This is a genomic window from Pseudomonas sp. BP8 (assembly GCF_017875955.1).
Lineage (GTDB): Bacteria > Pseudomonadota > Gammaproteobacteria > Pseudomonadales > Pseudomonadaceae > Aquipseudomonas.
Genome location: NZ_JAGINK010000001.1, coordinates 3204898 through 3227863, shown reverse-complemented (window position 1 = coordinate 3227863; position 22966 = coordinate 3204898). Strand labels below are relative to the sequence as shown.

Genomic DNA, 22966 nt, shown 5'->3' with positions numbered 1-22966 from the left:
TACATACAGATACCCACTACATGCAAGCGGTCCAGATCAATGGTCACGACCGTCGGGCACCATCAGCCGAAGCGCCAGATCACGGCGCGCCAGATTGACCAGCATGCGCCTGGCCGGCTGCCCGACCTGGCGCGCATAGATGGCTTTCAGCTGCTTCAGGCTCAGCCCACTGATTTCCATCAGCCACTGGGTTACCCCTGACGGGCTAGGGTTGCCTCGCAAGGCTCGGTGCAGATGCGGCACAGCGATGAGCATGCCGGGATGAAAGCATTCGATAAATTCCGCAAGTCCGCGGCCGTGATTGGCAAATGGCGCGCAGAGCAGGCAGATCAACTGATTGTGATTGAGGTCCAGGGCTTGCAGAAAGCGGGTCGAACCTCGCTCGAACGGCAGTACCGTAGCGACTTTGCCGCGCCGCCTCAGGCCCAGGCGAAAATCCCTGCCCTGTGCTTTGCGCAGCAGCATGCGGTCCCGTAACAGGCGCAATTGCGCCAAAGCATCCGCCTCGAAGTAGCCGGCTAAAGGCGCATCGCAGGCCGTTACGGAAAAGTGCAAGTCCAACATGCGCTCCAGCTGGTCATCCACGCCTTCAGGCTGGAGCAGTTCATCCACGGTAATCACGCGCAGCAGGTGCTGCCCGCCGGCTTGAGGCGGCACGCCGCAGGCTGCAGCCAGCGGCGCTGCCACCAGGTCATGCAGCCGCCGCAAGGGCTCGGCCCAGCTGGCCAGGTTCACCCCGCTGGCACTCAAGCCAGGCTCACCGGCAAGCCGCAGGCATCGGCGGCACCAGGCCAGATAACGCTGGCGCTGGCGCTGCGGGATGATCGTAACCAGCGCGGCCACCCCATCGTGACCCTCCAGGGTGCGGTCAAGGGCTTCTGCCAGTTGCAAGTGCAGCCGGCTGCCGAAGATGGCTTCTGGGCGGCCCTGATTGAGGTGACCAAACAGCAACAACGACTCGCGCGTTTGCGCCCACTCGGCAGCGCTGGTCACTGGCCGACTGCTGAACGGCACCAGCGCATGCCCTTGGATCATCAGCAGATCGATCCGTGGATCATCCTGCATGAACAACTGGCTAAAACACCGCTCATGGTGCTTGAGGCTGTCCGGGCCGCTAATCGGCAGTGACGTTACCAGCACACGCATCCGGAAGGTGGCCGGCGCACGCTGGGCGATGATCAACTGCGCGGCACGTAGGCAGGCCAGCAACAGCGCGCTTTTGCGGTCGGGACCGTGGACAACCACCAGTTGAAACTGTCCGACGTAGTCCACCCCACCTGCTGCCACCAGCAAGCGCTGAATCAGCAATTGCAACGAGGCACGCTGGGCCTGGGTCAGATGTTCCAACAATCTTTCCAGCACTTGCCGGTAGATGAAGTGCATAGCTTGATCATGGGTGTTACTCATGGGGCACTCCCTGTTTCTGAGTACTTTTCAATACTTAAGCGGGCGAAATATCAATAAGCGTTTCTATTTATAAGAAATTTCCCACAAACAATTGGGAAATGACGAATTGCCTCTGTCGCCACACCATTGAACGCCGCTGAAACCAGCGAGCCTGCCGCACCCCCCTCTCCCAACTGCCGCCATGCCTGCCTATGCTCATCCACTCGTTCCTTTGCTTAAACTCATTGGGCAGCGCCCATCTTATCGAACGGACAATAGCTACAGATAAGGTTAAATAAACCTTTCAGCAATGATTTAGCTGAGAAATTGCCGAGAGGCAAGCGCAAATGTAAAAGCGGAGAATTCGTTATTCAGACAGGAAATTTCGACGAGAGAGCGCTCTGTAAGAAAATTAACTTACTTGCGTAGGAAGGATCTGACTAATACCTATCAACTGACAATTATCACGTTCACTGAACGAACTGTGGCCGCTACGCTCTCGCAACACACAGCGCCTGTGGGCAACTGCCTTGCACTAAATCTCAAGCTGGCGCGATCTCTGTGGGAGCGGCCTTGTGTCGCGAAATGAGGGCGAAGCCCTCACCATCTGACGCACAACCACACACATTCCCAGTGGGTAATCGCCGGTTTCCTTACCAAGGATGAACCCAAAGTAGCCATGGCCGGATTGCAGTGAGCGAACGGATCGTATCTGGAGGCGATGCCGGTGAGGGCTGCGCCCTCATTTCGCGACGCAAGGCCGCTCCCACAGAGGCCGCGCATGCCTCAAGAGCGGCGCGGTTCACCTTTGTGGGCAACTGCCTTGCACCAAACCTCAAGCTGGCGCGATCTCTGTGGGAGCGGCCTTGTGTCGCGAAAGGGCCGCGCAGCGGCCCCAATGGACTCAAACCAAAATGTCAGATGACCGCAATGGTCAAGGCACCCGCACGCCTACTCAAGCCTGCCCCATATCCAGCACCACCCGTCCACCACAAGGGCATTCATCCATGTAGCGATGCGCCGCCACCACCTGATCGAACGGATACACCTTGATGATCTGCGGCGTCAGCAACTGGTCAGCCGTGAACTGGTTGATATCGCGCAGCGCTCGCTGCAAGGCGACCTGATCCTGGCTGATCCCCAACTCCGGCTTGCCGATGAAGTTACCGATGCAATGCACGTAGAACTGGATATTCTTCTGGAACGCCGCACACGCCGGAAACGGCGTCTGGTTGCCGCCCTGCAGGCCATACAGCACCAGGCTGCCACGTGGCGCCAGGACATCGCCGAGCAGCGACATCTGCGGCCCACCCAGGCCATCCAGGACCATGTCGACGCCACGCCCATCGGTGTACTTGCCAATCTGCATGAGCAGATCCTGCTCTTCGGTGACAATCACCTTGTCCGCGCCCAGGCTGAGCAGGTAGTCGCGCTGGTCAGCTTCCTTGGTTGCAGCGAACACCTTGAGCCCCAGTGCCTTGCCCAACTGTACGAAGGCCGGCCCCGCGCAATGGCTGGCATCGGTGACCAAGGCCGTCTGCCCGGCCTTGGCCCGAGCCAGGTCGACATAGGCGAAATAGGCGATCAGCAGCGGCGTGTAGTGCACGCTGGCCTCGATCGGCGTGAGGATCTCGGGGTAGCGGGTAATGGCGGTGCGCGGCAGTACGATGACATCGCCGTACACCGGGTGATCGTTGGCGCTGGAAGCCGGGAAGCTCGCCACCCGGTCGCCTACCGCAATGTCATCGACGCCTTCGCCAACCGCAGTTACCACCCCGGCCATCTCGTGACCGATGCCTGCCGGCAGGCGCGCCTTGGACGGTGCCAGGTTCTGCCGCCAGAGCACGTCATACCAACTGACGCCAATCGCTTCGACGCGAATCTGCAGCTCGCCGGCGGCAGGCGAACGGTCGCCTTGCTCCTCGCAGCGCAGCACATCGGCGGCGCCGAAGGTGTGGAATCGGATCATGCGGGACATCGCAAACCTCGCCAGTGTGAAACTTGTATTACCACGAACTTTATCCGGGCTTTTGTCGATTAACCATCAGTGGCCATTAATAGTCGACATGCCTGGCATTGATTGGGCTCCAGGCAAATTCATGCATTGGCTCCCACAAATCGGTGCAGGTTACCAGCCTTTGGCCTTAAGATTCACCCCTGCCCCACCTTTGGCGAATAGGCTAAACGCATCGATGAACCGTAACGACCTGCGTCGTGTAGACCTCAACCTGCTGATCGTGTTCGAAACCTTGATGCACGAGCGCAGCGTGACTCGCGCCGCCGAGAAGCTGTTCCTCGGCCAGCCAGCGATCAGCGCGGCGCTGTCGCGCCTGCGCAACCTGTTCGACGACCCGCTGTTCGTGCGTACCGGGCGCAGCATGGAGCCGTCGGCGCGGGCTCATGAAATTTTCGCCCTGCTCTCGCCCGCGCTCGATTCGATTTCCACCGCGGTCAGCCGCGCTGCCGAATTCGACCCGGCCACCAGCACCTCGGTGTTCCGCATCGGTCTGTCTGACGACGCCGAGTTCGCCCTGTTGCCGCAGCTGCTCAAACGCATCCGCGCCGAAGCGCCCGGTATCGTCCTGGTGGTACGCCGGGTCAACTACCTGCTGATGCCGACGCTGCTCGCCTCCGGCGAGATTTCGGTGGGCGTCAGTTACACCAGCGACCTGCCGGCCAACGCCAAGCGCAAGGTGCTGCGCCGCAGCAAGCCCAAATTGCTGCGCGCCGACAGCATGCCCGGCAGTATCAGCCTGGATGATTTCTGCGTCCGCCCGCATGCGTTGGTGTCGTTTGCCGGGGATCTGTCCGGTTTTATCGACGAAGCCCTCGACGAGATCGGCCGCAAACGTCACGTGGTGCTGGCAGTGCCGCAGTTCAATGGCCTGAGCAGCTTGCTCACAGGTACGGATATTGTCGCCACCGTGCCGGATTACACGGCTGAGGTATTGACTGCTGGAGGGGGTGTGCGTGCGGAGGATCTGCCCATCGAGGTGAACAGCTTCGAACTGCACATGGCCTGGCGGGGGGCGCAGGATAATGATCCGGCGGAGCGTTGGTTGCGGTCGCGGATTCAGATGTTTTTCGGGGATCCGGATAGTCTCTAACCGACGTCCACTGAGCTCCAAAAAATCTATTATAAACAAGTAGTTGTGTAGAAACTCAGTCCAATACCGTCTGTCCAATTCCATTGGAATCCGAAGCTCGCGGGGGCATAATTGGGGGCAAATCTCGCTTTGTTAAAAACGGTGCCCCCACCGATGCCCCCAGATGAAGCTCTCCTTTTTCGACGAAAACTCAGCGATGCCTTTATCCACTCGCTGTCCGAACCTGGCAAACACGCTGACGGAGAAATCCCTGGTCTTTACCTGGAGGTGAGGGCATCTAGCAAGGTCGGAAAACCGCCTTCCAAGGTCTGGCGCCTGAAGTATCGGCTGCACGGTAAAGAAAACCGATTCTCCATTGGCGCGTACCCGGACATCGGCTTAAGAGCACTCGACCCCTTGCACCCCATACATAACAAACCACGGTAATGACTTGATAACACAGGTCTTCCGGACCTGCTTTCGCTGCAACGAAGCTTCACGCGTACGGACGCATCCTGGCAAACGTCACTTCAAAAGTCATGGCCCTGGCCAGGCCTCCCCGGCACTCTGCCGACCGATTCCCTTCCTTTGTATAGCTATCCACAGAGAGGCGGCTCCCTGCACTGCCCCTTGATCACCTCGACACCCCATTCCGGCAGAGGATCGTGGTAGCCGCGCAGGCCGCAGGCGTACATGTCTTCGTGCTCGTTCAGGCCATAGAGCCGAGCCGCCTCGGTAAACTCGAGCATCTCGCACAGCTGGTCGGCGTCCACTTCCCCCCGCCGGTGGGCGGCCATGGCCATCTCAGCCAGGACGGCAGCTCGGTTATCTGGATCGGTGGTCAGGGCGAACTGGTCGTTGAGCTCGTCCAGCCAGGCCCGCGGTAGTCGGCTCATCATTCTGCCTTGCACCACCACGACTGCGCGTACACCACGCCGCCGATCTCCTCGATGCCGTTTATGTTCATGCCGAGTTGGGCCATGCCGTTGACCTTGGCATCGTGCAGCCGGGGTATCACGTCAGGCCCAGGGGTCGGGTTGAATACCCAGGCCTGAGTAGCGACCCGGCCCAGTGGCTCACTGTGATTGTCGCCGATGTGGATGTCTGCCCGGAGCGGCGTGATCTTCCTGAGCTGACTGGTGGGGATGGCCACGCCATTCACGCGGCGGCGACCGAGGAGGAAATACACAGGGTACCAACACTGTACAAAAATACAGCACCTTATAGGCGAAACCTGGTACGGGGAATTGCCGATCAGCAGGTCAGTGCAATGGTGGCAAATCCTTGCCACGAGCCTTGGCTATGACCCGGAACTGGTAGTCGGAGACCGCCTGGAACAGAGATTCAGCCAGCAGGCGGAGCCGTTCAACCTCCTCTGGTGGAGCGCTACAATCCTGAGCCTCGTGGTAGGCACGGAATGCGTCCACTGCCTGCTGGATCAGCGGCTCGCCGGCCTCACCATTCCTACGAAAGTGCGCTTGTCCATTACCATGCCCAGGCTAGTTTCCCTGCGAATATTAGCCTCTTTCGTGAAATTTGGCTGAGACACAACGCATCGCGAAGCCGTCTGTTTGGCTTCACCCCTTACTATGTTCTGGGGATGACGGTCCCGTCCCGCGCTTGATGCCACGCGGCCCCATGATGCCCCAGATAGCCAGGCCGACGATGGGCAGTGCCAGTAGTAACAGCGCCCACAGCGCTTTGGTCGCATCGGCTTTGTCACTGCGAAAGACACTGACAATGGCCCACAGATCGACAAGTAGAATGATCACCGCCACGGCGATCCAGAAATACGTCACAGGCTCGGTCATGACCGCCTCTCCTATTCCAAATGACAGGCCACGAAAACCATGGCCTCGTATAAAAGGGAAGCCTGCGTGCCGTTCAAAGTTCAGGCAGCTTTATCCCGCGTAGATGAATGGACGCCACGCACACTGAACCAACTTTGCCCGCCACACGTCCATCGCAAAACAGCATTCGGATGGCCCACTATGTCTAAAGATCCAGTATTCGAGGCGCTTGACTACCTAAGGACCCACAATTTTGTCCTGACCACTGCCGAATCATGCACAGCTGGCGCCATGGTCTATTGCTGGCGGCAGTACCGGGTACCGGCGAAGTACTTGAAAGCGGTTACGTCGTTTATTCGCCCAGCGCCAAAAGAAGGCTCCTAGTAGGCGTTAGCCAACAAACCATTGAACGCTACGGGCTCACCAGCGAGGCAGTGGCCTGAGAAATGGCATTGGGTGCGTTGAAGGAGAGCGACGCCACGGTTGCCATCGCCAGCACCGGTGTCGCAGGGCCAGAGCCGCAAGACGGCATTGCACCGGGCACTGTCTGCTTTGCCTGGGCATTCGCCGGCGAACCGCTTGCCGTTTTCACCCGGACGCAGCGTTTCTTTGGTGACCGCGCAGACACCATCCGCCAGGGAGCATTGTTCGGGTTGTCACACCTGGTGCACTACCACCAACGCTGGCTGCGCGGTGAGCGCGCCTGAGGGCTAAGGCCGTGCGCGAAGACGAGCTGATCTCAAGGCACCACCCGGTCGAGGAAGACATGCCCATGCAGCGCCGTGTATGGTGCTTCGAGCGGGTTGGATGGTACTCGCTGGTGCTGATCGTGTTGCTTGCCCTGGCCGGATTGTTTGGCAATGGTCAGCTCAGTGACGCCCAGGCCGTGAGTAGCGACGGCCGTGTACGGGTCGAGTATCAGCGGCTCAGCCGTACAGGCAGTACCGATAGCATGCGAATCACAGTTCGCGGCGCCCCCGGGAAGCCGGTCATACTGCTGCTGGGCGGAACCTTACTGCAGGAGGCCAGTATCGAGACCCTGCAGCCCGAGCCGAAGGTGTCGCGATCTCATGGCGAGTCACTGCTGCTGGAACTTGGCACCAGCGAAGCCGGTGTGGCCACCCTCTACCTGACGCTGCGCAGCGACTATGTCGGCACCTTTGAAGGCAGTGTCAGGGCAGCCCCGAGCAGCGCGGTACATTTCACTACCTTCCTGTACCCCTAGGAGCGTGACATGGACTCCATCCTTCGTGCAGCAGGCATGTACATTGTCCTGATGTTGCTGTTTCGTGTGGCTGGCAGGCGCTCGTTGGCCGACCTGACCACGTTCGACTTCGTGCTGTTGTTGATCATTGGCGAAGCGACTCAGCAGGCTTTGTTGGGTGAAGACTTTTCCTTTACCAACGCTGTTCTGGTGATTGCCACGCTGATAGTGCTGGATGTTGGTCTGTCGTTGGCCAAGTTGAATTCCAGACCTTTGGCACGTCTGCTCGACGGCCATGCAACGCTGGTGGTGGAACACGGACGCTTTCTTCACCAACGCATGCGCCGGGCACGGCTGACCGAGGACGATATCCTCGAATCTGCACGCGACAGCCAAGGCATCGAAACCGTCGAGCAAATCAAATTCGCCATCGTCGAGCGCAATGGCAAGATCTCGATCATACCTCAGGAATGATCTGCTCTGGTTGCAGCAGGTATTCCAGCAGGCTGCTTGCACAGGCGTTAATGCCTTCCTGCACCACCATCTCGAAACCATGGGTGTTTTCTGTGGGTATGGCGATGCAGCCGGCTCGGGCGTCCGTACCGGTACTGAGCACTGCGCTTGCATCGGACGCAAAATCAACCAGCAGTGCGACTTGGGGGGTGTAACCAGCCCGGTGCGTGGCCGCGATCAGGGCCTGTACCACTTGGCGGGAGTAATAGCCCTTCTGGTCACCCGTGTTGATGATCGGGTCGGCAGACAGCCTGGTTCCGTACTCCTCCAGCACCGGACCGACCTCGACGGCAATGGTGGTATCGCCCGGCAGCCTGGACGCCGCATACATAGCGCCCGCGTTGGATTCTTCCTCCAACGTCGTCAATACGAACCACACATCCTGGCGCAATTCGCTGCGCCTTAGCTGTAGCTGATGAGCACAATGGATCACCGCAGCCAAGGGCGCGCGATCGTCAAGAAAATGCGCCGCAATGCTGTCGTGGACCTTGAACGGTTGCCGCCAATGGCGGCTCAGCACCACCCGCGTACCTGGCCGTACGCCGACTGCCTCCAACGCCTTCTTGGGTTTGCGCGTGACCACATGGAGGTCAGACCACTGCACCGCTCCAGCCAACACGTCACGCCCGCTGGCGGTCTGCCCACTGCTGTGCATCGACCCGAAAGACAGGACGCCGGGAAGCATCTGTCGATCACCCAGGATGTCCACCGGGCAGACGCCAAAGCTGATTGGCTGCGCGCCGCCGAGTGCCAGCACTTCGAGCGTGCCGTCCGGCCTGACGTTCTTTACGATCATGGCAATTTCGTCCAGGTGAGCCATGACCTTGATCGACGCGTCGGGCTTGGCATCGCCAGCGGCGCGGATCACCCCGAGCAGGTTGCCGGCGTTGTCGGTATGCACATCGTCGCAGTACGCCCCAAGCGCATCGCGACATACCGCCCGCACTTCATCTTCTTGGCCGCCTGGGCCGCGGGCCAGTAACAAGGCTTCTAGCAGCGGCATGATTTCCATGGGGCTACCTCTGTCTTTTGAAATAGCCAGGGCGACGACCCTGGCCTTGCCTGCCAGCAAGCAACGCCTCAGGCGCTGCTTGTGCCGCTGTTGGAGAATTTCTTGACATCGATAGGCAGCGCGACAAATTCGGGCCCTTGCCCTGATGGCCGCCAACGTACATTGGCAATACCGTAACGCTCCGCCATGGGCCGGCTGACCTTCTTTATCTTGTGCTGACCAAACCTGGGAATGATACCTACCCCCGCATCGCAGCTCGCCCAGTGCCAGGCTTCAGCGTTGTCCATACACTGAAGCCGGATGATGAAGGTGCGGAATTCTCCATGTAGCTCATATTCGATTACATACAGTTGCGGTCCTGCCATGGGACTCTCCTCCATTGTTCAGGCTAATGGAGCGGGCGAAAGCAAAAAAAATTCAGAAATTTTGACTGACTGGTCATTACGCGTTTCGCATTGCGATCGCGAAGGCGCTATGCCTTCGCGAAGCTCGCCATGAAGCCGGGCTAGACACCCGGTCCCAGGTCGTGGCGATCAGGACTGTTTCTTTTCCTCGACCTCAGCCAGACGCTGTTTGATGTGCTGGGTCTGTTGCGCCTGCTCCTTGATCGAGGTAGGCGTTATTACTTTGTCCACCGCCTCGGTTTCCGGCTCCGGCTGTTTGAGCACCGGGCCTGGCACCTGTTCGCCGCGTTGCGCCTGTTCAGAAGCAAGCGGCTGAGGGACCTTGTCGCCTGTGTTGTCATCGGTGCGCTTCATTGGGATTTCCTCATACTGTTGAAGTCCATTTCAGAAGAACCCGAAGGCAGGCAAAAAGTTTGTTCCGTTTGCCTCAACGGCCAACTCGCCCGACGCGTCAGCGGGTTGGCCAACGCCGCACCGTGGAGCAACGCTGGAGCTTGGTAGCCCTGGTGTTTACGGTCGTGATCATCGTGCTGCTGGTGGGGCTCTCGCTGTGGATCATGTACTACGTGCATTACAACATGCTGGGTTTGTGAAATCCGATCGACCTGCGGCGCCTCATTGACGTCCAAGCACATGACCTGCTTATCACTCCAGGGCAACCAAGGAGGCTAACCGCCAATGAATGATCGACTCATCGCATTGTTCACCGACACCACCGTATTCGGTATCTCCATTCTCAATGTATTTGTAGCACTGTGCGTGGCACTGCTTACGTTTCTGGTAGCCCGCGCTGCCATCAGTTTTCTGTTGCGCCGGGTCCGGCACTGGTCCGAGCACGATGGCGCGTTGAGCCAGGTACTGGCCAAGGTGTTGTCAGGCACCAGCAACTTTTTGCTGTTCCTCGCCTCGTTGCTGGTGGGCCTGAGCATGCTCGACCTGCCGGAGCGCTGGCTGACTCGGGTCAGCAGCCTGTGGTTCGTGGTTGCCGCCTTGCAGATCGGCCTGTGGGCCAACCGCGCCATTGGCCTGGGGTTGAGCCGCTATTTCGCCCGCCACAATGCCACCGGCCTGAACCAAGGCAGTGCGTTGGCCACCCTTTCGGCCTGGGGCGCGCGGGTGCTGCTATGGTCCGTGGTGCTTCTGGCAATGCTGTCGAACCTGGGGGTGAACATCACCGCTTTTGTCGCCAGTCTGGGCGTGGGCGGGCATCGCGGTAGCCTTGGCCGTGCAAAACATCCTCGGCGATCTGTTCGCCTCGCTGTCGATTGCGGTGGACAAGCCCTTCGAGGTCGGGGACTTCATCGTCATCGGGCCGCTGGCTGGCACCGTCGAGCACGTTGGTCTCAAGACCACGCGCATCCGTAGCCTCGGTGGCGAGCAGATCGTGATGGCCAACGCCAGCATGATCAGCAGCACGATCCAGAACTACAAGCGCCTGCAAGAACGGCGGATCGTGTTTGAATTCGGCCTCTCTTATGACACGCCTACCGAGGCGGTGAAAAAAGCGCCGGCCATCGTCGAAGAAGCCATCAAAGACCAACAGCAGGTACGCTTCGACCGCGCACATCTGCGCGGCTTCGGCAAGGAAGCGCTGGAGTTCGAATGTGTCTATATCGTCAAGGACCCAGGCTACAACCTGTACATGGATATTCAGCAGGCCATCAATTTTCGGCTCCTGGAGCGCTTCTCCACAATAGGGGCCAAATTCGCCGTGCCGGTACGCGCAATCAAAGTCACCGCCTTGCCAGAGGAAGCCAACCGGCTGGGGCAGGGCCGTGAAGGGCGCGGCCTCAGTGGCGCTTGAAAGATGGTGTGAGGGGGTATCCGGCCCCCTCCCCGCCGGCCTGATTCAAACCGCGCCAGCATACAGATCCATCCTCAGATAAGAAGCAATGGCTCAGTGGCTGAAGGCCCCCCTGCCGGAAGGTTTTACGTTCAACCTGAGCGGGGCATTTCGGCGCTCGGCTGTCGAGCGAGCATGAGCCGTATCAGGGCGTCGTTGTCGACCGGTTTGCTGAGCAGAAAACCTTGCACTTCATGGCACTGATCATCGCTGAGCAGGGCCAGTTGCTCGGCGGTTTCAACGCCCTCGGCGGTTACCGTCATGCCCATGGCATTGCCCAGATTGATGATGGCCTGAACCACGCTGCGGTCACTCGCGCTCTTGCCTAAGGATTGAACGAAACGTTTGTCGATCTTGATACTGTCGAACGGGTAAGTTCGCAGATAGCCCAGCGAAGAGTAACCGGTGCCGAAGTCATCCATGTTCAACCGAACGCCCAGCTCCTTCAGTGCGTTCATGGTCTGCAAGGCGCCTTCGACGTCGTTGAGCATCACGTTTTCGGTGATCTCCAGTTCCAGGCGATGGGCAGGCAACCCTGTCTGGCGCAGCGCCTCGGCGACATCACGTACCACGTCGCTACGGCTGAACTGCGCGGGTGACATGTTGACCGAGACCATGATTGCCACTGGCCAGGCCTTGGCCTTGGTACATGCGTCGTGGATCACCCAGTTGCCCAACTGCACGATCAGGTCGGATTCCTCGGCCAACGCAATAAAGCGATCAGGGCGTAACAAACCTTGACGCGGATGCTGCCAACGTACCAGCGCTTCTACCGAGGCGACCGTTGTGCCATCGACCTTGTAGCGCGGCTGGAAATGCAGCACGAGCTCATCACGGCCGATGCCTTCGCGCAATTCGCGTTCAAGCACGCGCTTTTCCAGCAGCGCCTCGTTCATCTGCGCAGAGAAGTAACGCCAAGTGTGTTTGCCAGCAGACTTGGCGCTGTACAGCGCAATGTCTGCGTATCGGATCAGGTCACTGGAGGTGCCCGGGTACTCCGCTGACAGTGCCACACCCAGGCTGACCCCGACCTGCACCGAATGGCCCTCAGCCAATATGGGTTGTTGCAACGACTCCACGACGCGAGCACAAAAGCGGTCCATGTCGCCGCGCTGCCCGGGGCGCGAGAGCACGATGATGAATTCGTCTCCCCCCAAGCGTGCTACCAAGTCAGTGTCGCGCGTTATCTCACCCAGGCGTCTCGCCACCTCGATCAGCACAGCGTCACCGGCCGGGTGGCCCAAGCTGTCATTGATGGGCTTGAAATTGTCGAGGTCCAGCAAGATCAGCGCGATGGCTTGGGGCACAGCGCCTTGCCCCGCTTGTTCCAGGAATCGAAAGAGCTTGTTGCGGTTTGGCAACCCCGTAAGGGCGTCGTGAAGCGACAGGTGTTGTATCTGTGCATGGGCGGCAACCTCGTCGGTGATATCGCTGCTGGTGCCACGAAACCCTTTGCAGACACCACTATCGAAGCTTGCCCGTGCCGCAATGCGGCAAATACGCTGCTGGCCCAGGTGATCATGATACTGGCAGCGCAAGCTGCCCGTAGCGTGGCTGGCAGCCAGGCCGTGCAGCCAGTGTTCAAGCTGCGCGGTGTCGCAATCGAGCAGCTCGGTAATCGGTCGATGCCGCCAAGCGTCTGCCTTGTGCCCGGTGAGTTCAGCGAACCGCGCCGACAGATAGCTCAGGTGCAAGTCGGCATCGGTTTCCCAGATCCAGTCGGATGACGCTTCGGCCACAGCCCGAAACCGCTCCTCGCTGGTCTCGAGCGCCGCTTTGGACGCCGCGAGTTGTTCATGGCTGCGGTCCATGCCCGTGCTGGCGCGGATGGCATAACGGGCAAACAGCGTCATCAATAAGCCAATGAGCACTCCCGCCAAGGCCAGCGCAGGCACCACGGTGGACACCAGCTCACTGCCCGGGCGTTCGATGTTCCACGTCAGCGTATGATCACTGCCCTCAAGCGGCAGCGTACCCTTCGCCCCGTCCGCGGCCATGCGATCCGTGACGGCGAAGCCAGACAGGCCAGCAGCACGGCCCAAAGGCTCGAGCAGGCTGGTATCGAGACGCCGGACAAATACCAGTACCGCACGGGGCGCCGGTAGATGATGCGGCATTGAGGGCGGCTGGATTACCGCAGCCGTGTACAGTGCCGGCTGCCCACCAAACTGGAAATAGCCTGAAGTGGCTTGTTGCTTGGCAGCAACCTGCCGCGCCTCGCTGAGGATCAGGTCAGCCTGGGGGCTGTATTGGGCGAATGATGCATCGCTCAATTGGCCATCGACCATGGCGTAGCGGCTGCCGTCATCATCGAGTACGAACACGCCCACATAACCGTCAGCGGTAAACAGCGTGGGGCCAACGTTATCTTCATCAAAAGCCCACTGCACATCGACCCCGCGGCCTAGATGGTCAAATGCAGACTGCCAGATGGCGTGGGTAAGGATATAGCTGCGCTCATTTTTTTGTAGCTGGGCCATTGCAGACTCAGCATGAAAACGGCTTTGCGCCATTTCGCGTTGATCAAGCGACCCGGCAATCCGGTAGAGAGCCCCCAACCCGACAATCAGTACCACCATCAACAGGCCGGTAAACACGACGATCAGTTGCCGGACCACATGGCTGCGCGTCGACAGATCATTGTCAGAAATCGGGTCCATTCAGTCACCATCAGCAGGGATTCTTTCAATTGACTGCCCGATCTAGAAGAACGATCGGTAAAAATGACAACCGGTGGCCTGCGCATTGCACATGCCCACCGCGGATGCCGAACAATCAGATGGAACAGCCAGGGCATAACGGCTGCCTAATGGAAGGCAAATCTACTGCATAGGAGCCACCCCATGGCAGCCCCCCAACGAACACGTCCCGTATGTCGATGATGTCCCTCAGAACCCAGGTGAACCCGCGCCCAAGCCCGACCCTGGCCAACAGGCTCCCGATTCGCCTGACGATCAGGTGCCCCCCGAAGAGCAGTCCGATGGCTGATGCGCTTGGGCAATGCCCACGCCATAACCCATTGAAACCAGGCAGAGGTGTCAGCCATGATCGATAAAGCAACGGGTATGAAGCCAGGGGAACGCTATTGCGTCGAGAACGTTGAACGTGCGCATCAATTTGCAGGCTTTTTTCTGGACGGCAAGTATTATCTGGGGCCCGAGCTGCTGAGCGCCGTTGGCTGGCTCGACGGGCAGCAGTTCATCTATGACAGCCTGGATGCCGAGGGTGAACCGGTATTCCCCGATCGGCTTGCCGGTCGCATTGAAAACCTCACGTTGAAGCTGGTCGACGGGACGGCACTCGAACTGTCGAGAATCGAGGCTGATGTATCTGCTTCCAGTGTGGACGATGAAATGCCGGAGGCTGATCACCCCTTAAGCGAGCCAAACGGCAAAACGTTCACGGGACCACTGCGTGGAAAAGTGGTGGTTATCACCGGTGCATCCAGTGGCATTGGCCGCGCTGCAGCGCATGCGTTTGCCTGCAACGGGACACGCCTGGTCCTCGCTGCACGCGATGAAAACGCCCTGTTCGAAGTACTCGATGAATGCACCGAGTGCGCTACCGATGCCGTTGCGGTGACCACCGACGTTACCCGAAGCGCGGATATGCAGGCGTTGCCAGCGCGCGCCGCCGAATTCGGCAAAGGCCGCATCGATATATGGATCAACAATGCAGGTGTGGGTGCCGTGGGGCGCTTCGACCAAACACCCCTGAAGCCCATGAGCAAGTGATTCAGACCGATCTGATCGGCTACTTGCGCGGCGCCTATGTGGCCTTGCCTTACTTCAAGGCGCAGCGAAGCGGCATCTTGATCAATACCTTGTCGCTGGGAAGCTGGGTCGCTCAACCTTATGCCGCTGCTTATTCCGCCAGCAAGTTTGGCTTGCGTGGCCTGACCGAAGCACTGCGCGGCGAGTTCGCCGAGTTTGCAGATATTCATGTCTGCGATATCTACCCCGCCGTGATGGATACCCCAGGGTATCGTGACGGTGGCAACTACACCGGGCATGCACTCAAGCCGCCAGGGCCAATCTATGACCCCGAGCGCGTAGCCAAGGCGATGGTGAACTGTGCGATAACACCGAGGGCATCCACGACGGTGGGGAGCGCAGCCCGCATAGCACACCTGGCCAGCTACATCGTTCCAGGGCTTGGCCATATGGCAGGCTGGCAGGCCCGTCTCGGATTGAGCCGCAGCCCCGCCGCCAGTGTTTCATCGGGAAACCTGTTCGCCCCGCCAAGCGGCGAGCGCCAGGTACATGGCGGATGGCGTGAAGGCCAGCAAAAAGCCCCCGTCGGGTGTCGCCGTGCCGTTGCTGGTGGGCGCCTGCGCCTACGCGCTGCTGCGCAACCGCACTGAAAGATAACGCTCATTGTTCATCACGCGTCTCGCCCGGCGAGACGCGCACTACCCTGGAAAACGCCCCATGCACGCAATCCAAGCCTTCCGCGCTGTCTTTCCTGTTGCCTGCAGCCTGTTTGTCTGGGGCTGCGGCAGTGTTGTCACGCAGTCTCCCGTAGAGGCACCTGGAAGGCCCGAAACCGCAGGCACCCAGCTGCTTGAAGCAGGCGCTGCGGTGCTTCAGGCCAAGCCCCCGAGCGATGCCCTCAATGCCTACCTCAACGGGTTTCATTTCTATAATGGTCAGCCAGACGCACAAATGGAGGCCCATCATTACTGCGCTGTCCTCAACGAGGATGTCATTCAATGCGTGATCTACGATGGCACTACCAAAGACGCGAAGATCATGGGCGTCGAGTACATCATCGATGCCGGCCTGTTCGCCAAACTGCCTGCCGCTGAAAAGGCCATGTGGCACAGCCACGGTTATGAAGTGTCATCCGGGCAGTTGAGCGCACCCAACATCCCTGCAAGCGCCGAACACGCTTTGATTGAGCGGCTGGCCCATACGTATGGCAAAACCTGGCATACCTGGCATACCGATCAGGACAAGCGTCTGCCCTTGGGCGTGCCGCGATTGATGATGGGGTTCACGGCAGATGGGCAGGCCGACCCAGCCATGGTTCGGCAACGTAACCAGCGACTGCAGCTGGATACTCGCAGGAGCAAGGCCCAACGAGCGGATATACCGAATCCCCCTTGTCGACCCCGCAGCCAACGGCTGGGAGCATGGCACAATCATTCAGCTCACTGACCCGACCGGCCAGCATGTGCATAGCCCTGCCGCGTCCCCGACGCCAAACGATGCCAACAGCCGCTCAAGTCCTTGAGCCGTGTCAGGCGATCAGTGCCGGTAGCTCTCGTGCCAGCAGTGCGGCAGCAGCGGGCTTGAGCAGGGACGGTGCCAGTTTGTCGCGCTGCACCCACTTACACGCCACGATCTCGTTTTGCGGCACGGGGTGGTCTCGCTCATCGATCTGCATCGTGAAGATGTGATGAACAATATCGCCCGCACGAAGGGTACACAGCGGTACCAGGCGCTCTCGGCAAATGCCTGTTTCCTCTTGGAGTTCGCGAATGGCCGCATTCAGCGCGGCCTCGTGCGGCTTGACGCCGCCCCCTGGAAAATTCCATTTGCGCGATTTGCGGCGCACCAACAAGACCTTGGCCCCACGAAAGCACAGCACGGTTGCTCTTGACCTGAGCTTGCCTGGCTTGGACATGCCCGCCTCCTTTCACCATTCTCATATGACGATGGACTGGTTCCTCATCGCGCAGGTTCAACCAATAGCGTGTTGACGTTGCCTAATACATTGATGCCAAAGCATTTGAGCGCAACAGATTGCCGACTTTATCTTTGGTGCAACTCATCGGCAAATGTCCACATCACCCGAGACAATCGCACCGCGCCTACCGTCCGAGTTGAACACAGACTTTCCTGTGTGCTGACATGAGGTGAAAGATCATGGCTAACAATCAAAGTAACCGTGGCAATCAAGGCGGCACTGCTCAAAACAACCCAGGCAATTTTGCAAACGATAGGGAAAAGGCGTCCGAGGCCGGGCGCAAAGGGGGGAAAGCTTCAGGCGGCAACTTCGCCAATGACCGTGAACGTGCATCCGAAGCCGGCCGCGTTGGCGGCCAGCACAGCCACGGTGGTGGTCGCAAGAGTGAATGACCTCGCGTGACCGAGGCCAGGTCAGCATGCTGACCTGGCTTCACGCTGGCATGGCTGATCAGCTCGGGTCGTTGGCGTGGGCTGATCAGTGCCCTCTCTCATCGACGCGCTGGAGCCTTGTAATTAAATAGGCACGCTCTTCTTTCCTGCGCTGCTAGATCGCAAGCTGGCACGGGACGCTTGGACCGGGCAAATGGAAGGACCCGCGCAACAACCCGTTCAAGCAGGTAATTTACTGCATGCTTTCACCACGGTGAGCGAACGGCGCCCGTCATGCAAACTCCTTGCAGCACCCCATGCTGGCGATTCAGCCGTGTTTTTGCAGCGCCTCTATCAATTGCGCCTTGGACATGCTCGAGCGCCCCTTGATGTTTTTGCTGCGGGCTTCCTTCATCAGGCTTTCCTTGGTCTGGATTTGCAGTGAAGATCCCGAGGTGCGTGCGTGGCCCTCTCGGATTTTAGCTGCGCGCCTGGCCGAATCTGAGCGCGCGGTCTTCTTCTCGCTCGCCGGCGTGTGCTTGCCCGAACCGCCCTTTTTGTCTCCGCCACCGGACTGTTTGTTGACAGTGGCCCAAGCGCGGGACTCTGCTTCATCTTTGGAAACGCCTTTGTGCTCATAGCTTTCTTCGATGTGTTCAGCTTTGCGTTTTTGCTTCTCGGTGTATTTGTCTTTGTCTCCACGGGGCATGACCGTCACTCCTGAAAGGCTCTAGGTGAACGGTTGAACACCTGCCCTTCGGCAGAGTGCCGAAAACTGGACAAACGGCTGCACCAGATACCTTTCCCTAGGGGATCTGATTTGAGGAATATTCAGTCGCCTATTCGCTTCTGTTGCATGCCCAACCCGTATGCAACTGAGGGTTGAATAAATCGATGCGTTAAGCGCTCATACGTTTCAAATTTTCGAACACATTCCATAGCACCCACTGAGGCGCACCCAGTCACATGTTAAAGGGTATTATGTGGAGAGCGCCGCGATGCAGTCTGATGAAGCGAATGAACTGAAACGATGCCGAGCCCTTGCTCTTGAACAGAATCAACGGATGTTCGGCGAGGCGCATAGACGCATCCAGCAAGCGGAACAAATGTTGACTCACCCCCAATTGGATGCGGAGCAGTTCGAACGCTATAAAAGACTGAAAGCTTCAGCCCTGCAGTGCTACGCAGAAGCACTAGAACACCTCGCTATTATCGACGGGGACTTCCCTGAGCCCCCGGCCAGCAACGACGTTGCGCACACCCTGACGCCGGCACCGGCCGCCACGAACGACGAGCATTATCACGTGCGTACGCTCGCGTTCAACGATTGAACAAGGGCCGTCCTTACACGCCTGTTTTTTTGCGCGTCGGGCTGAACTAGACTGGCCGCTTTTGTCCTTCCGATGAGAATCCTGCTATGAGCGCTGACGACAACAAAACCGCATTACCGCAGCGCAAAGGCGTCGTGCCAAGCGAGCTGACATTTCCGGTGGTTGGCATCGGTGCGTCGGCGGGGGGCATCCAGGCGCTCAAGAAATTTCTCGAGAACATGCCAGCCGATAACGGTATGGCATTCGTGGTGGTGCTACATCTCTCCCCCGATCACGAAAGCGTCATTGACAGAATTCTCGCTTCGAGCACCAAAATGCCCGTTCAACAGGTGACCGGGCGTTGCGAGATCAAGCCTAATCACGTGTACGTGTTGTCGCCTGCCAGGCAATTGGCGATGAACGATGGCTACCTGCAGGCCAATGTTGCAACCAGGCCTCAGGGGACTCATGTCGCCATCGATTTGTTCTTTCGAGACCTGGCAGACGTTCACAAGCACCGCGCATTTTGTTTGGTACTATCGGGAACCGGTTCGGACGGCGCGGTGGGTTTGTCGCGAATCAAAGAGCAAGGCGGCGTGACGCTTGTGCAAAACCCGGAGGATGCGGAATTCGATGGCATGCCACGGGCCGCTATCGAAACGCAGTTGGTGGATGTCATATTGCCAGTTGCCGAAATGCCACAAAAACTGCTCGATCTGTGGCGCAACGCTCAAACGATTCGACTGCCCGCCTCCAATGCCGTCCAGCCTTGCGACGCCGTCGTGGTTTCCCCCGAATATGACGATGAACACCTGCTGGGGCAAATACTCGGTGTGCTGCGCAACCGCACCGGGCATGATTTCAAACACTACAAGCGCGCGACGGTGCTGAGGCGACTCGAGCGTCGCCTGCAGGTGACCACGCAAGCTGACCTGTCCGCCTACCTCAATTACATTGAAGCGCATGTCGAAGAAGCCAAAGCGCTACTAGGCGACATGTTGATTGGCGTCACCAATTTCTTTCGAGATCGCGAAGCGTTTGAAGCCTTGGAACGAAGCGTTCTCGGCGAAATTTTTGCACGAAAGCCTCAGAACCCTTCCCAGCGAGAAGAGATTCGCATCTGGTCGGCAGGTTGTTCGAGCGGTGAAGAAGCCTATAGCCTCGCGATCTTGGCAATGGAGCATCAGTCGCTGGAAAACAGCGAGCGCAAAATTCAGCTGTTCGCCACCGACGTGGATGAGCGCGCCATTGCCAAAGGCCGTGCGGGGCAGTTCTCCGAAGCCATTTTGACCGACGTCCCACCTACGCGTTTACGCCATTACTTCGTCAAGGAAGGATCGCACTACCGGATCAACAAGGAAGTGCGCGATGCCGTATTGTTTGCCAAGCACAACATCCTGGCGGATCCGCCGTTCTCGCAAATCGACTTGATTGTCTGCCGCAACTTGATGATTTACCTGGACCGCGAAGTTCAACGTGAAATCCTTCAAATGTTCCATTTCGCGCTTCGCACCGGTGGCTACCTGTTTCTGGGCTCATCCGAGTCCGCCGATGTGTGTCCTGAACTGTTTGTCGCCATTGATAAGCGCAATCGTATTTATCGCGCGAAGCTCAGCAGTACGGAACGGCGTTCGCCTACCATTCCACGTGCAGGCTATGTGCGCAGCGGCATCGATGAGTCAGTGCCAGTGGTGCCCAAGCGTGCCGGGAAAATTTCCTTCGCCGATATCCATCGGCGTGCACTGGAAAGCATCCAGCCGCCCAGCCTGGTGGTCGACGGCAATTTGGATATTCTGCACTTGGACAACGGGGTGGGGCGCTTTTTGCGTTATGTCGCCGGTGAAGTTACCCGTAATCTGGTCAATTTGATCGACCCTGCGCTGCGTCTGGAGTTGCGCACCACGCTTTACCAGGCCCAGCAAAGCGGTAAGCGCGTGAGCTCGCGTGTGGCGACACTCGGCGACGAACGTGTACGCGTGCTCATTGAGCCATACCGCGACGAAGCCACCGATCATGACGTGTTCCTGGTAGTCTTTCAGGTTGGCCCGCCGTCTTCGCCTGAGCGGCATGAGGCATCGTCGAGCGCGGACGACCCTGCCTTGGCCGTGCTGGAAAAGGAACTGCATCAAACCAAACTTCAGCTTCAGGAGACCATTGAACAGTCGGAAGTCTCGAGTGAGGAGCTCAAAGCCTCGAACGAGGAAGCCCAAGCCATCAACGAAGAGCTGCGCTCAGCCACGGAGGAATTGGAAACCAGCAAGGAAGAGCTGCAGTCGATCAATGAAGAACTCTTGACCGTCAACTACGAGCTGAAGACCAAAGTCGAAGAAACCGACAAAGTCAACGACTACCTTAGCAATTTGATAGCGTCCACCGACATCGCGACCATTTTTGTCGATAAAAGCATGCGCATTCGCTGGTTCACGCCCCGTACCACCGACATTTTCAACATGTTGGCCAGCGACACGGGCCGCTCCTTGCTCGACATTACCCACCGGCTGGATTATCCGCAGCTGACCGACGATGCGGCGGCTGTATTTGAAACGTTGAATATCATCGAACGCGAAGTCCCCAGCAACAACCAGCGCTGGTATATCGCCCGCTTGCTGCCGTACCGGTCAAACGAAAACCTGATCAATGGGACGGTCCTGACGTTCATCGACATTACCAAGCGCCGCGCCGCTGAAGAAAGCCTGCGACTGGGGCAGGAACGCATGCGCTTGGTAGCGGAAAGCACTCACGATTTCGCCATCATTGTCATGGACGAACACGGCATGATCAGCGACTGGAACACGGGCGCAGAGATGATTTTTGGTTATGTCAAAGAGGAAGTTATCGGCAAATACTTCGAGCTGATCTTCTCCGCCGAAGACCGCGCCAGCGGCGTACCGGCAGAGGAGCTGCGCAAGGCCCACCTGGAGGGCCGCTGCTTAGACGAGCGTTGGCATGTGCGTAAAGGGGGGGAACGCTTCTACTGCAGTGGCGAAGTCGCCACTTTGACAAGTGACTCACTCACCGGTTATGTAAAAATCGCCCGCGACCTCACTGGCCACAAGCGCATGCAAGAGCAGCAAAGCCGTATCCTTAAAGAAACCCAGACCAGCAGTCACATGAAAGACGAGTTTTTCGCCGTGATGTCTCATGAGCTGAAGCACCCGTTAAACTTGATACAGCTCAATGCTGAAATCTTGCGACGCGTACCCGCAGTTCGGGCAGCGGAGCGCGCCAGCAAGGCCGTGGATACCATCAGTGATGCGGTTGCCAGCCAAGCGCGAATCATTGACGACTTGCTGGACGTCGCCCGTATTCGCACAGGCAAACTGAAACTCAAAAAGCAGCCGGTTGAAATCACGGCCATCCTGGAAGATATCTTTGCCGTCGCCTCCAGCGAATGTCCTGAAGGCCGCCTCACGCTCGAGATCGAGTCTGAGGCCAGGGGTGACTGCTGGGTGAACGGCGATGTCACGCGCCTTGAACAAGTGATTTGGAATTTACTCAACAATGCCCTGAAATTCAGCGCAGCGCATCCCGTCATCCAAATTATTGTCAAGCAAGTGAACGACACGGTGAAACTGCAATTTGTCGATAACGGGGTCGGGCTGACGAAACAGGATCTGGATCGTGTATTCAACCTGTTCAGTCAAGCCACGCATCAGCATTCCACGCACAAGCGGGAAGGCCTTGGCATTGGCTTGTCTTTGGTTCGTCAGCTGGTTGAAGCCCATGGCGGAAGCGTTGCGGCCACTTCCGCAGGTATCGGCCTTGGATGCACCTTCACCGTCACTCTGCCGCTCTGTGCTCAGTCATCGGTCAATGGGCCTTCCCAGAGTCCGGTGCAAGCTGCGCGGTTGCATGGCATCAAGATTTTGCTCGTCGACGACTCGACCGAAATAGTGGACATCATGAGACAGTTACTTGAAATGGAAGAAGCTGTGGTAACAGCATTTCATGATCCCTTGCAAGTGGTCGAGCACGCCAAAGCTACCCACTACGATGTCATTATTTCGGACATTGGCATGCCGGGTATGGACGGGCATCAACTGGTTGGTGAACTGCGCAAGATCAACCATTTGCAGAAGACGCCTGCCATCGCTCTTTCGGGCTATGGTGACAAGGTATCCTCTACTCTATCCGGATTTGATCAGCACCTGACCAAGCCTGTGCAGTATGAGGTACTGATAGAAACTATCGAAGGATTACGCATTTCGTAAATTCATATGTTATTCCACTGAGGCTCAGCCGTGAGCACCGCCGAACCGCAACGTACTCTATCGCCAGGGCGGCCTACGGGTCGCGCCGTGGCCCCACTTCTACAGAAACAGCTACGTGCACCACGTCTACTGCCGTCCGTCCTGC

Annotated in this window: 16 protein-coding genes and 8 pseudogenes; 12 read left to right on the top strand and 12 right to left on the bottom strand. The window is 58.4% G+C overall.

All coding sequences use genetic code 11. The features are described from left to right. Positions 1-36: 36 nt before the first annotated feature. Entirely contained in the window at positions 37-1407 is a 1371-nt protein-coding gene (locus J3B00_RS14120; RefSeq protein ID WP_209868085.1) for a hypothetical protein, read from the bottom strand. Positions 1408-2341: 934 nt separating this feature from the next. Beyond that, positions 2342-3364 carry a zinc-dependent alcohol dehydrogenase family protein gene (locus tag J3B00_RS14115; RefSeq protein ID WP_209868084.1) on the bottom strand — a complete coding sequence of 341 codons (1023 nt, stop codon included), beginning with the start codon at positions 3362-3364 and terminating at the stop codon, positions 2342-2344. Between the two features lie 214 nt (positions 3365-3578). Between J3B00_RS14115 and J3B00_RS14110 the strand changes: the two genes are divergently transcribed. Then, on the top strand, positions 3579-4493 hold the full coding sequence (locus J3B00_RS14110) for a LysR family transcriptional regulator (RefSeq protein WP_245362549.1): 915 nt from the start codon (positions 3579-3581) through the stop codon (positions 4491-4493). Between the two features lie 153 nt (positions 4494-4646). Continuing rightward, positions 4647-4877 (top strand): annotated as a pseudogene (locus J3B00_RS26620) (Arm DNA-binding domain-containing protein); the annotation flags it as partial. Between the two features lie 191 nt (positions 4878-5068). Here J3B00_RS26620 and J3B00_RS14105 read toward each other — a convergent pair. The 4 genes and pseudogenes from J3B00_RS14105 to J3B00_RS14095 all read right to left on the bottom strand — a co-directional run bounded on the left by J3B00_RS14105 (position 5069) and on the right by J3B00_RS14095 (position 6283). Beyond that, positions 5069-5371, bottom strand: a complete 303-nt coding sequence (locus J3B00_RS14105) for a hypothetical protein (RefSeq protein ID WP_209868083.1) — start codon at positions 5369-5371, stop codon at positions 5069-5071. Further along, positions 5368-5661 (bottom strand): hypothetical protein, encoded by a 294-nt coding sequence (locus tag J3B00_RS14100; RefSeq protein ID WP_209868082.1) that lies wholly within the window; start codon positions 5659-5661, stop codon positions 5368-5370. Before J3B00_RS14100 ends, J3B00_RS14105 begins: the two co-directional genes overlap by 4 nt. 73 nt (positions 5662-5734) lie before the next feature. Then, a pseudogene (locus tag J3B00_RS26615) lies at positions 5735-5958 on the bottom strand (hypothetical protein). A gap of 91 nt (positions 5959-6049) precedes the next feature. Beyond that, on the bottom strand, positions 6050-6283 hold the full coding sequence (locus J3B00_RS14095; RefSeq protein WP_064492737.1) for a PLDc N-terminal domain-containing protein: 234 nt from the start codon (positions 6281-6283) through the stop codon (positions 6050-6052). A 180-nt stretch (positions 6284-6463) separates the two neighbouring features. Here J3B00_RS14095 and J3B00_RS14090 point away from each other — a divergent pair. The 3 genes and pseudogenes from J3B00_RS14090 to J3B00_RS14080 all read left to right on the top strand — a co-directional run bounded on the left by J3B00_RS14090 (position 6464) and on the right by J3B00_RS14080 (position 7940). Beyond that, positions 6464-6969 (top strand): annotated as a pseudogene (locus tag J3B00_RS14090) (CinA family protein). Positions 6970-7034: 65 nt separating this feature from the next. Then, entirely contained in the window at positions 7035-7487 is a 453-nt protein-coding gene (locus J3B00_RS14085; protein WP_209868081.1) for a hypothetical protein, read from the top strand. A 9-nt stretch (positions 7488-7496) separates the two neighbouring features. Continuing rightward, positions 7497-7940 (top strand): YetF domain-containing protein, encoded by a 444-nt coding sequence (locus J3B00_RS14080; RefSeq protein ID WP_209868080.1) that lies wholly within the window; start codon positions 7497-7499, stop codon positions 7938-7940. Here the strand turns inward: J3B00_RS14080 and J3B00_RS14075 are convergent. From J3B00_RS14075 to J3B00_RS14065, 3 genes are all read right to left on the bottom strand, one after another. Beyond that, positions 7924-8991 (bottom strand): peptidase M42, encoded by a 1068-nt coding sequence (locus tag J3B00_RS14075; protein ID WP_064492740.1) that lies wholly within the window; start codon positions 8989-8991, stop codon positions 7924-7926. The genes J3B00_RS14080 and J3B00_RS14075 overlap by 17 nt on opposite strands. A gap of 68 nt (positions 8992-9059) precedes the next feature. Further along, positions 9060-9356: a DUF6555 family protein gene (locus tag J3B00_RS14070; protein WP_209868079.1), complete on the bottom strand. Its 297-nt coding sequence runs from the start codon at positions 9354-9356 to the stop codon at positions 9060-9062. 168 nt (positions 9357-9524) lie between these two features. Next, complete coding sequence (locus tag J3B00_RS14065) at positions 9525-9749, bottom strand: hypothetical protein (protein WP_064492742.1); 225 nt, start codon at positions 9747-9749, stop codon at positions 9525-9527. A gap of 125 nt (positions 9750-9874) precedes the next feature. On the opposite strand from J3B00_RS14065, the pseudogene J3B00_RS14060 reads away from it, so the two are divergent. Together J3B00_RS14060 and J3B00_RS14055 are read left to right on the top strand one after the other, a co-directional pair. Beyond that, positions 9875-9988, top strand: a pseudogene (locus J3B00_RS14060) (cytochrome o ubiquinol oxidase subunit IV); the annotation flags it as partial. 85 nt (positions 9989-10073) lie between these two features. After that, a pseudogene (locus tag J3B00_RS14055) lies at positions 10074-11199 on the top strand (mechanosensitive ion channel family protein). A 131-nt stretch (positions 11200-11330) separates the two neighbouring features. On the opposite strand, the gene J3B00_RS14050 reads toward J3B00_RS14055, so the two are convergent. Further along, positions 11331-13898: an EAL domain-containing protein gene (locus J3B00_RS14050; protein ID WP_209868078.1), complete on the bottom strand. Its 2568-nt coding sequence runs from the start codon at positions 13896-13898 to the stop codon at positions 11331-11333. Positions 13899-14282: 384 nt separating this feature from the next. On the opposite strand from J3B00_RS14050, the pseudogene J3B00_RS14045 reads away from it, so the two are divergent. Then, a pseudogene (locus J3B00_RS14045) lies at positions 14283-15529 on the top strand (SDR family oxidoreductase); the annotation flags it as partial. Between the two features lie 139 nt (positions 15530-15668). Then, positions 15669-16473, top strand: a pseudogene (locus J3B00_RS14040) (OBAP family protein). A gap of 6 nt (positions 16474-16479) precedes the next feature. Here J3B00_RS14040 and J3B00_RS14035 read toward each other — a convergent pair. Beyond that, positions 16480-16866, bottom strand: coding sequence for an NUDIX domain-containing protein (locus J3B00_RS14035; RefSeq protein WP_209868077.1), 387 nt, complete (start codon positions 16864-16866; stop codon positions 16480-16482). A gap of 266 nt (positions 16867-17132) precedes the next feature. Between J3B00_RS14035 and J3B00_RS14030 the strand changes: the two are divergent. Then, positions 17133-17321 (top strand): annotated as a pseudogene (locus J3B00_RS14030) (general stress protein); the annotation flags it as partial. Between the two features lie 307 nt (positions 17322-17628). Here J3B00_RS14030 and J3B00_RS14025 read toward each other — a convergent pair. Further along, positions 17629-18009: a termination factor Rho gene (locus tag J3B00_RS14025; protein ID WP_209868076.1), complete on the bottom strand. Its 381-nt coding sequence runs from the start codon at positions 18007-18009 to the stop codon at positions 17629-17631. A gap of 289 nt (positions 18010-18298) precedes the next feature. Between J3B00_RS14025 and J3B00_RS14020 the strand changes: the two genes are divergently transcribed. Both J3B00_RS14020 and J3B00_RS14015 read left to right on the top strand, forming a co-directional pair. Next, the gene (locus J3B00_RS14020) at positions 18299-18631 is read left to right on the top strand and encodes a hypothetical protein (RefSeq protein WP_209868075.1); all 333 of its coding nucleotides are present in this window, start codon (positions 18299-18301) and stop codon (positions 18629-18631) included. 86 nt (positions 18632-18717) lie between these two features. Continuing rightward, entirely contained in the window at positions 18718-22821 is a 4104-nt protein-coding gene (locus tag J3B00_RS14015) for a CheR family methyltransferase (RefSeq protein WP_209868074.1), read from the top strand. Positions 22822-22966: the final 145 nt, after the last annotated feature.

Excerpts from the sequence above, each read along its gene's own strand:
- J3B00_RS14115 (WP_209868084.1), bottom strand. The coding sequence starts at position 3,364 with ATGTCCCGCATGATCCGATTCCACACCTTCGGCGCCGCCGATGTGCTG.
- J3B00_RS14085 (WP_209868081.1), top strand. The coding sequence starts at position 7,035 with ATGCAGCGCCGTGTATGGTGCTTCGAGCGGGTTGGATGGTACTCGCTG.
- J3B00_RS14120 (WP_209868085.1), bottom strand. The coding sequence starts at position 1,407 with ATGAGTAACACCCATGATCAAGCTATGCACTTCATCTACCGGCAAGTG.
- J3B00_RS14020 (WP_209868075.1), top strand. The coding sequence starts at position 18,299 with ATGCAGTCTGATGAAGCGAATGAACTGAAACGATGCCGAGCCCTTGCT.
- J3B00_RS14070 (WP_209868079.1), bottom strand. The coding sequence starts at position 9,356 with ATGGCAGGACCGCAACTGTATGTAATCGAATATGAGCTACATGGAGAA.
- J3B00_RS14105 (WP_209868083.1), bottom strand. The coding sequence starts at position 5,371 with ATGATGAGCCGACTACCGCGGGCCTGGCTGGACGAGCTCAACGACCAG.
- J3B00_RS14110 (WP_245362549.1), top strand. The coding sequence starts at position 3,579 with ATGAACCGTAACGACCTGCGTCGTGTAGACCTCAACCTGCTGATCGTG.
- J3B00_RS14075 (WP_064492740.1), bottom strand. The coding sequence starts at position 8,991 with ATGGAAATCATGCCGCTGCTAGAAGCCTTGTTACTGGCCCGCGGCCCA.
- J3B00_RS14095 (WP_064492737.1), bottom strand. The coding sequence starts at position 6,283 with ATGACCGAGCCTGTGACGTATTTCTGGATCGCCGTGGCGGTGATCATT.
- J3B00_RS14025 (WP_209868076.1), bottom strand. The coding sequence starts at position 18,009 with ATGCCCCGTGGAGACAAAGACAAATACACCGAGAAGCAAAAACGCAAA.
- J3B00_RS14035 (WP_209868077.1), bottom strand. The coding sequence starts at position 16,866 with ATGTCCAAGCCAGGCAAGCTCAGGTCAAGAGCAACCGTGCTGTGCTTT.
- J3B00_RS14080 (WP_209868080.1), top strand. The coding sequence starts at position 7,497 with ATGGACTCCATCCTTCGTGCAGCAGGCATGTACATTGTCCTGATGTTG.
- J3B00_RS14050 (WP_209868078.1), bottom strand. The coding sequence starts at position 13,898 with ATGGACCCGATTTCTGACAATGATCTGTCGACGCGCAGCCATGTGGTC.
- J3B00_RS14015 (WP_209868074.1), top strand. The coding sequence starts at position 18,718 with ATGAGCGCTGACGACAACAAAACCGCATTACCGCAGCGCAAAGGCGTC.
- J3B00_RS14065 (WP_064492742.1), bottom strand. The coding sequence starts at position 9,749 with ATGAAGCGCACCGATGACAACACAGGCGACAAGGTCCCTCAGCCGCTT.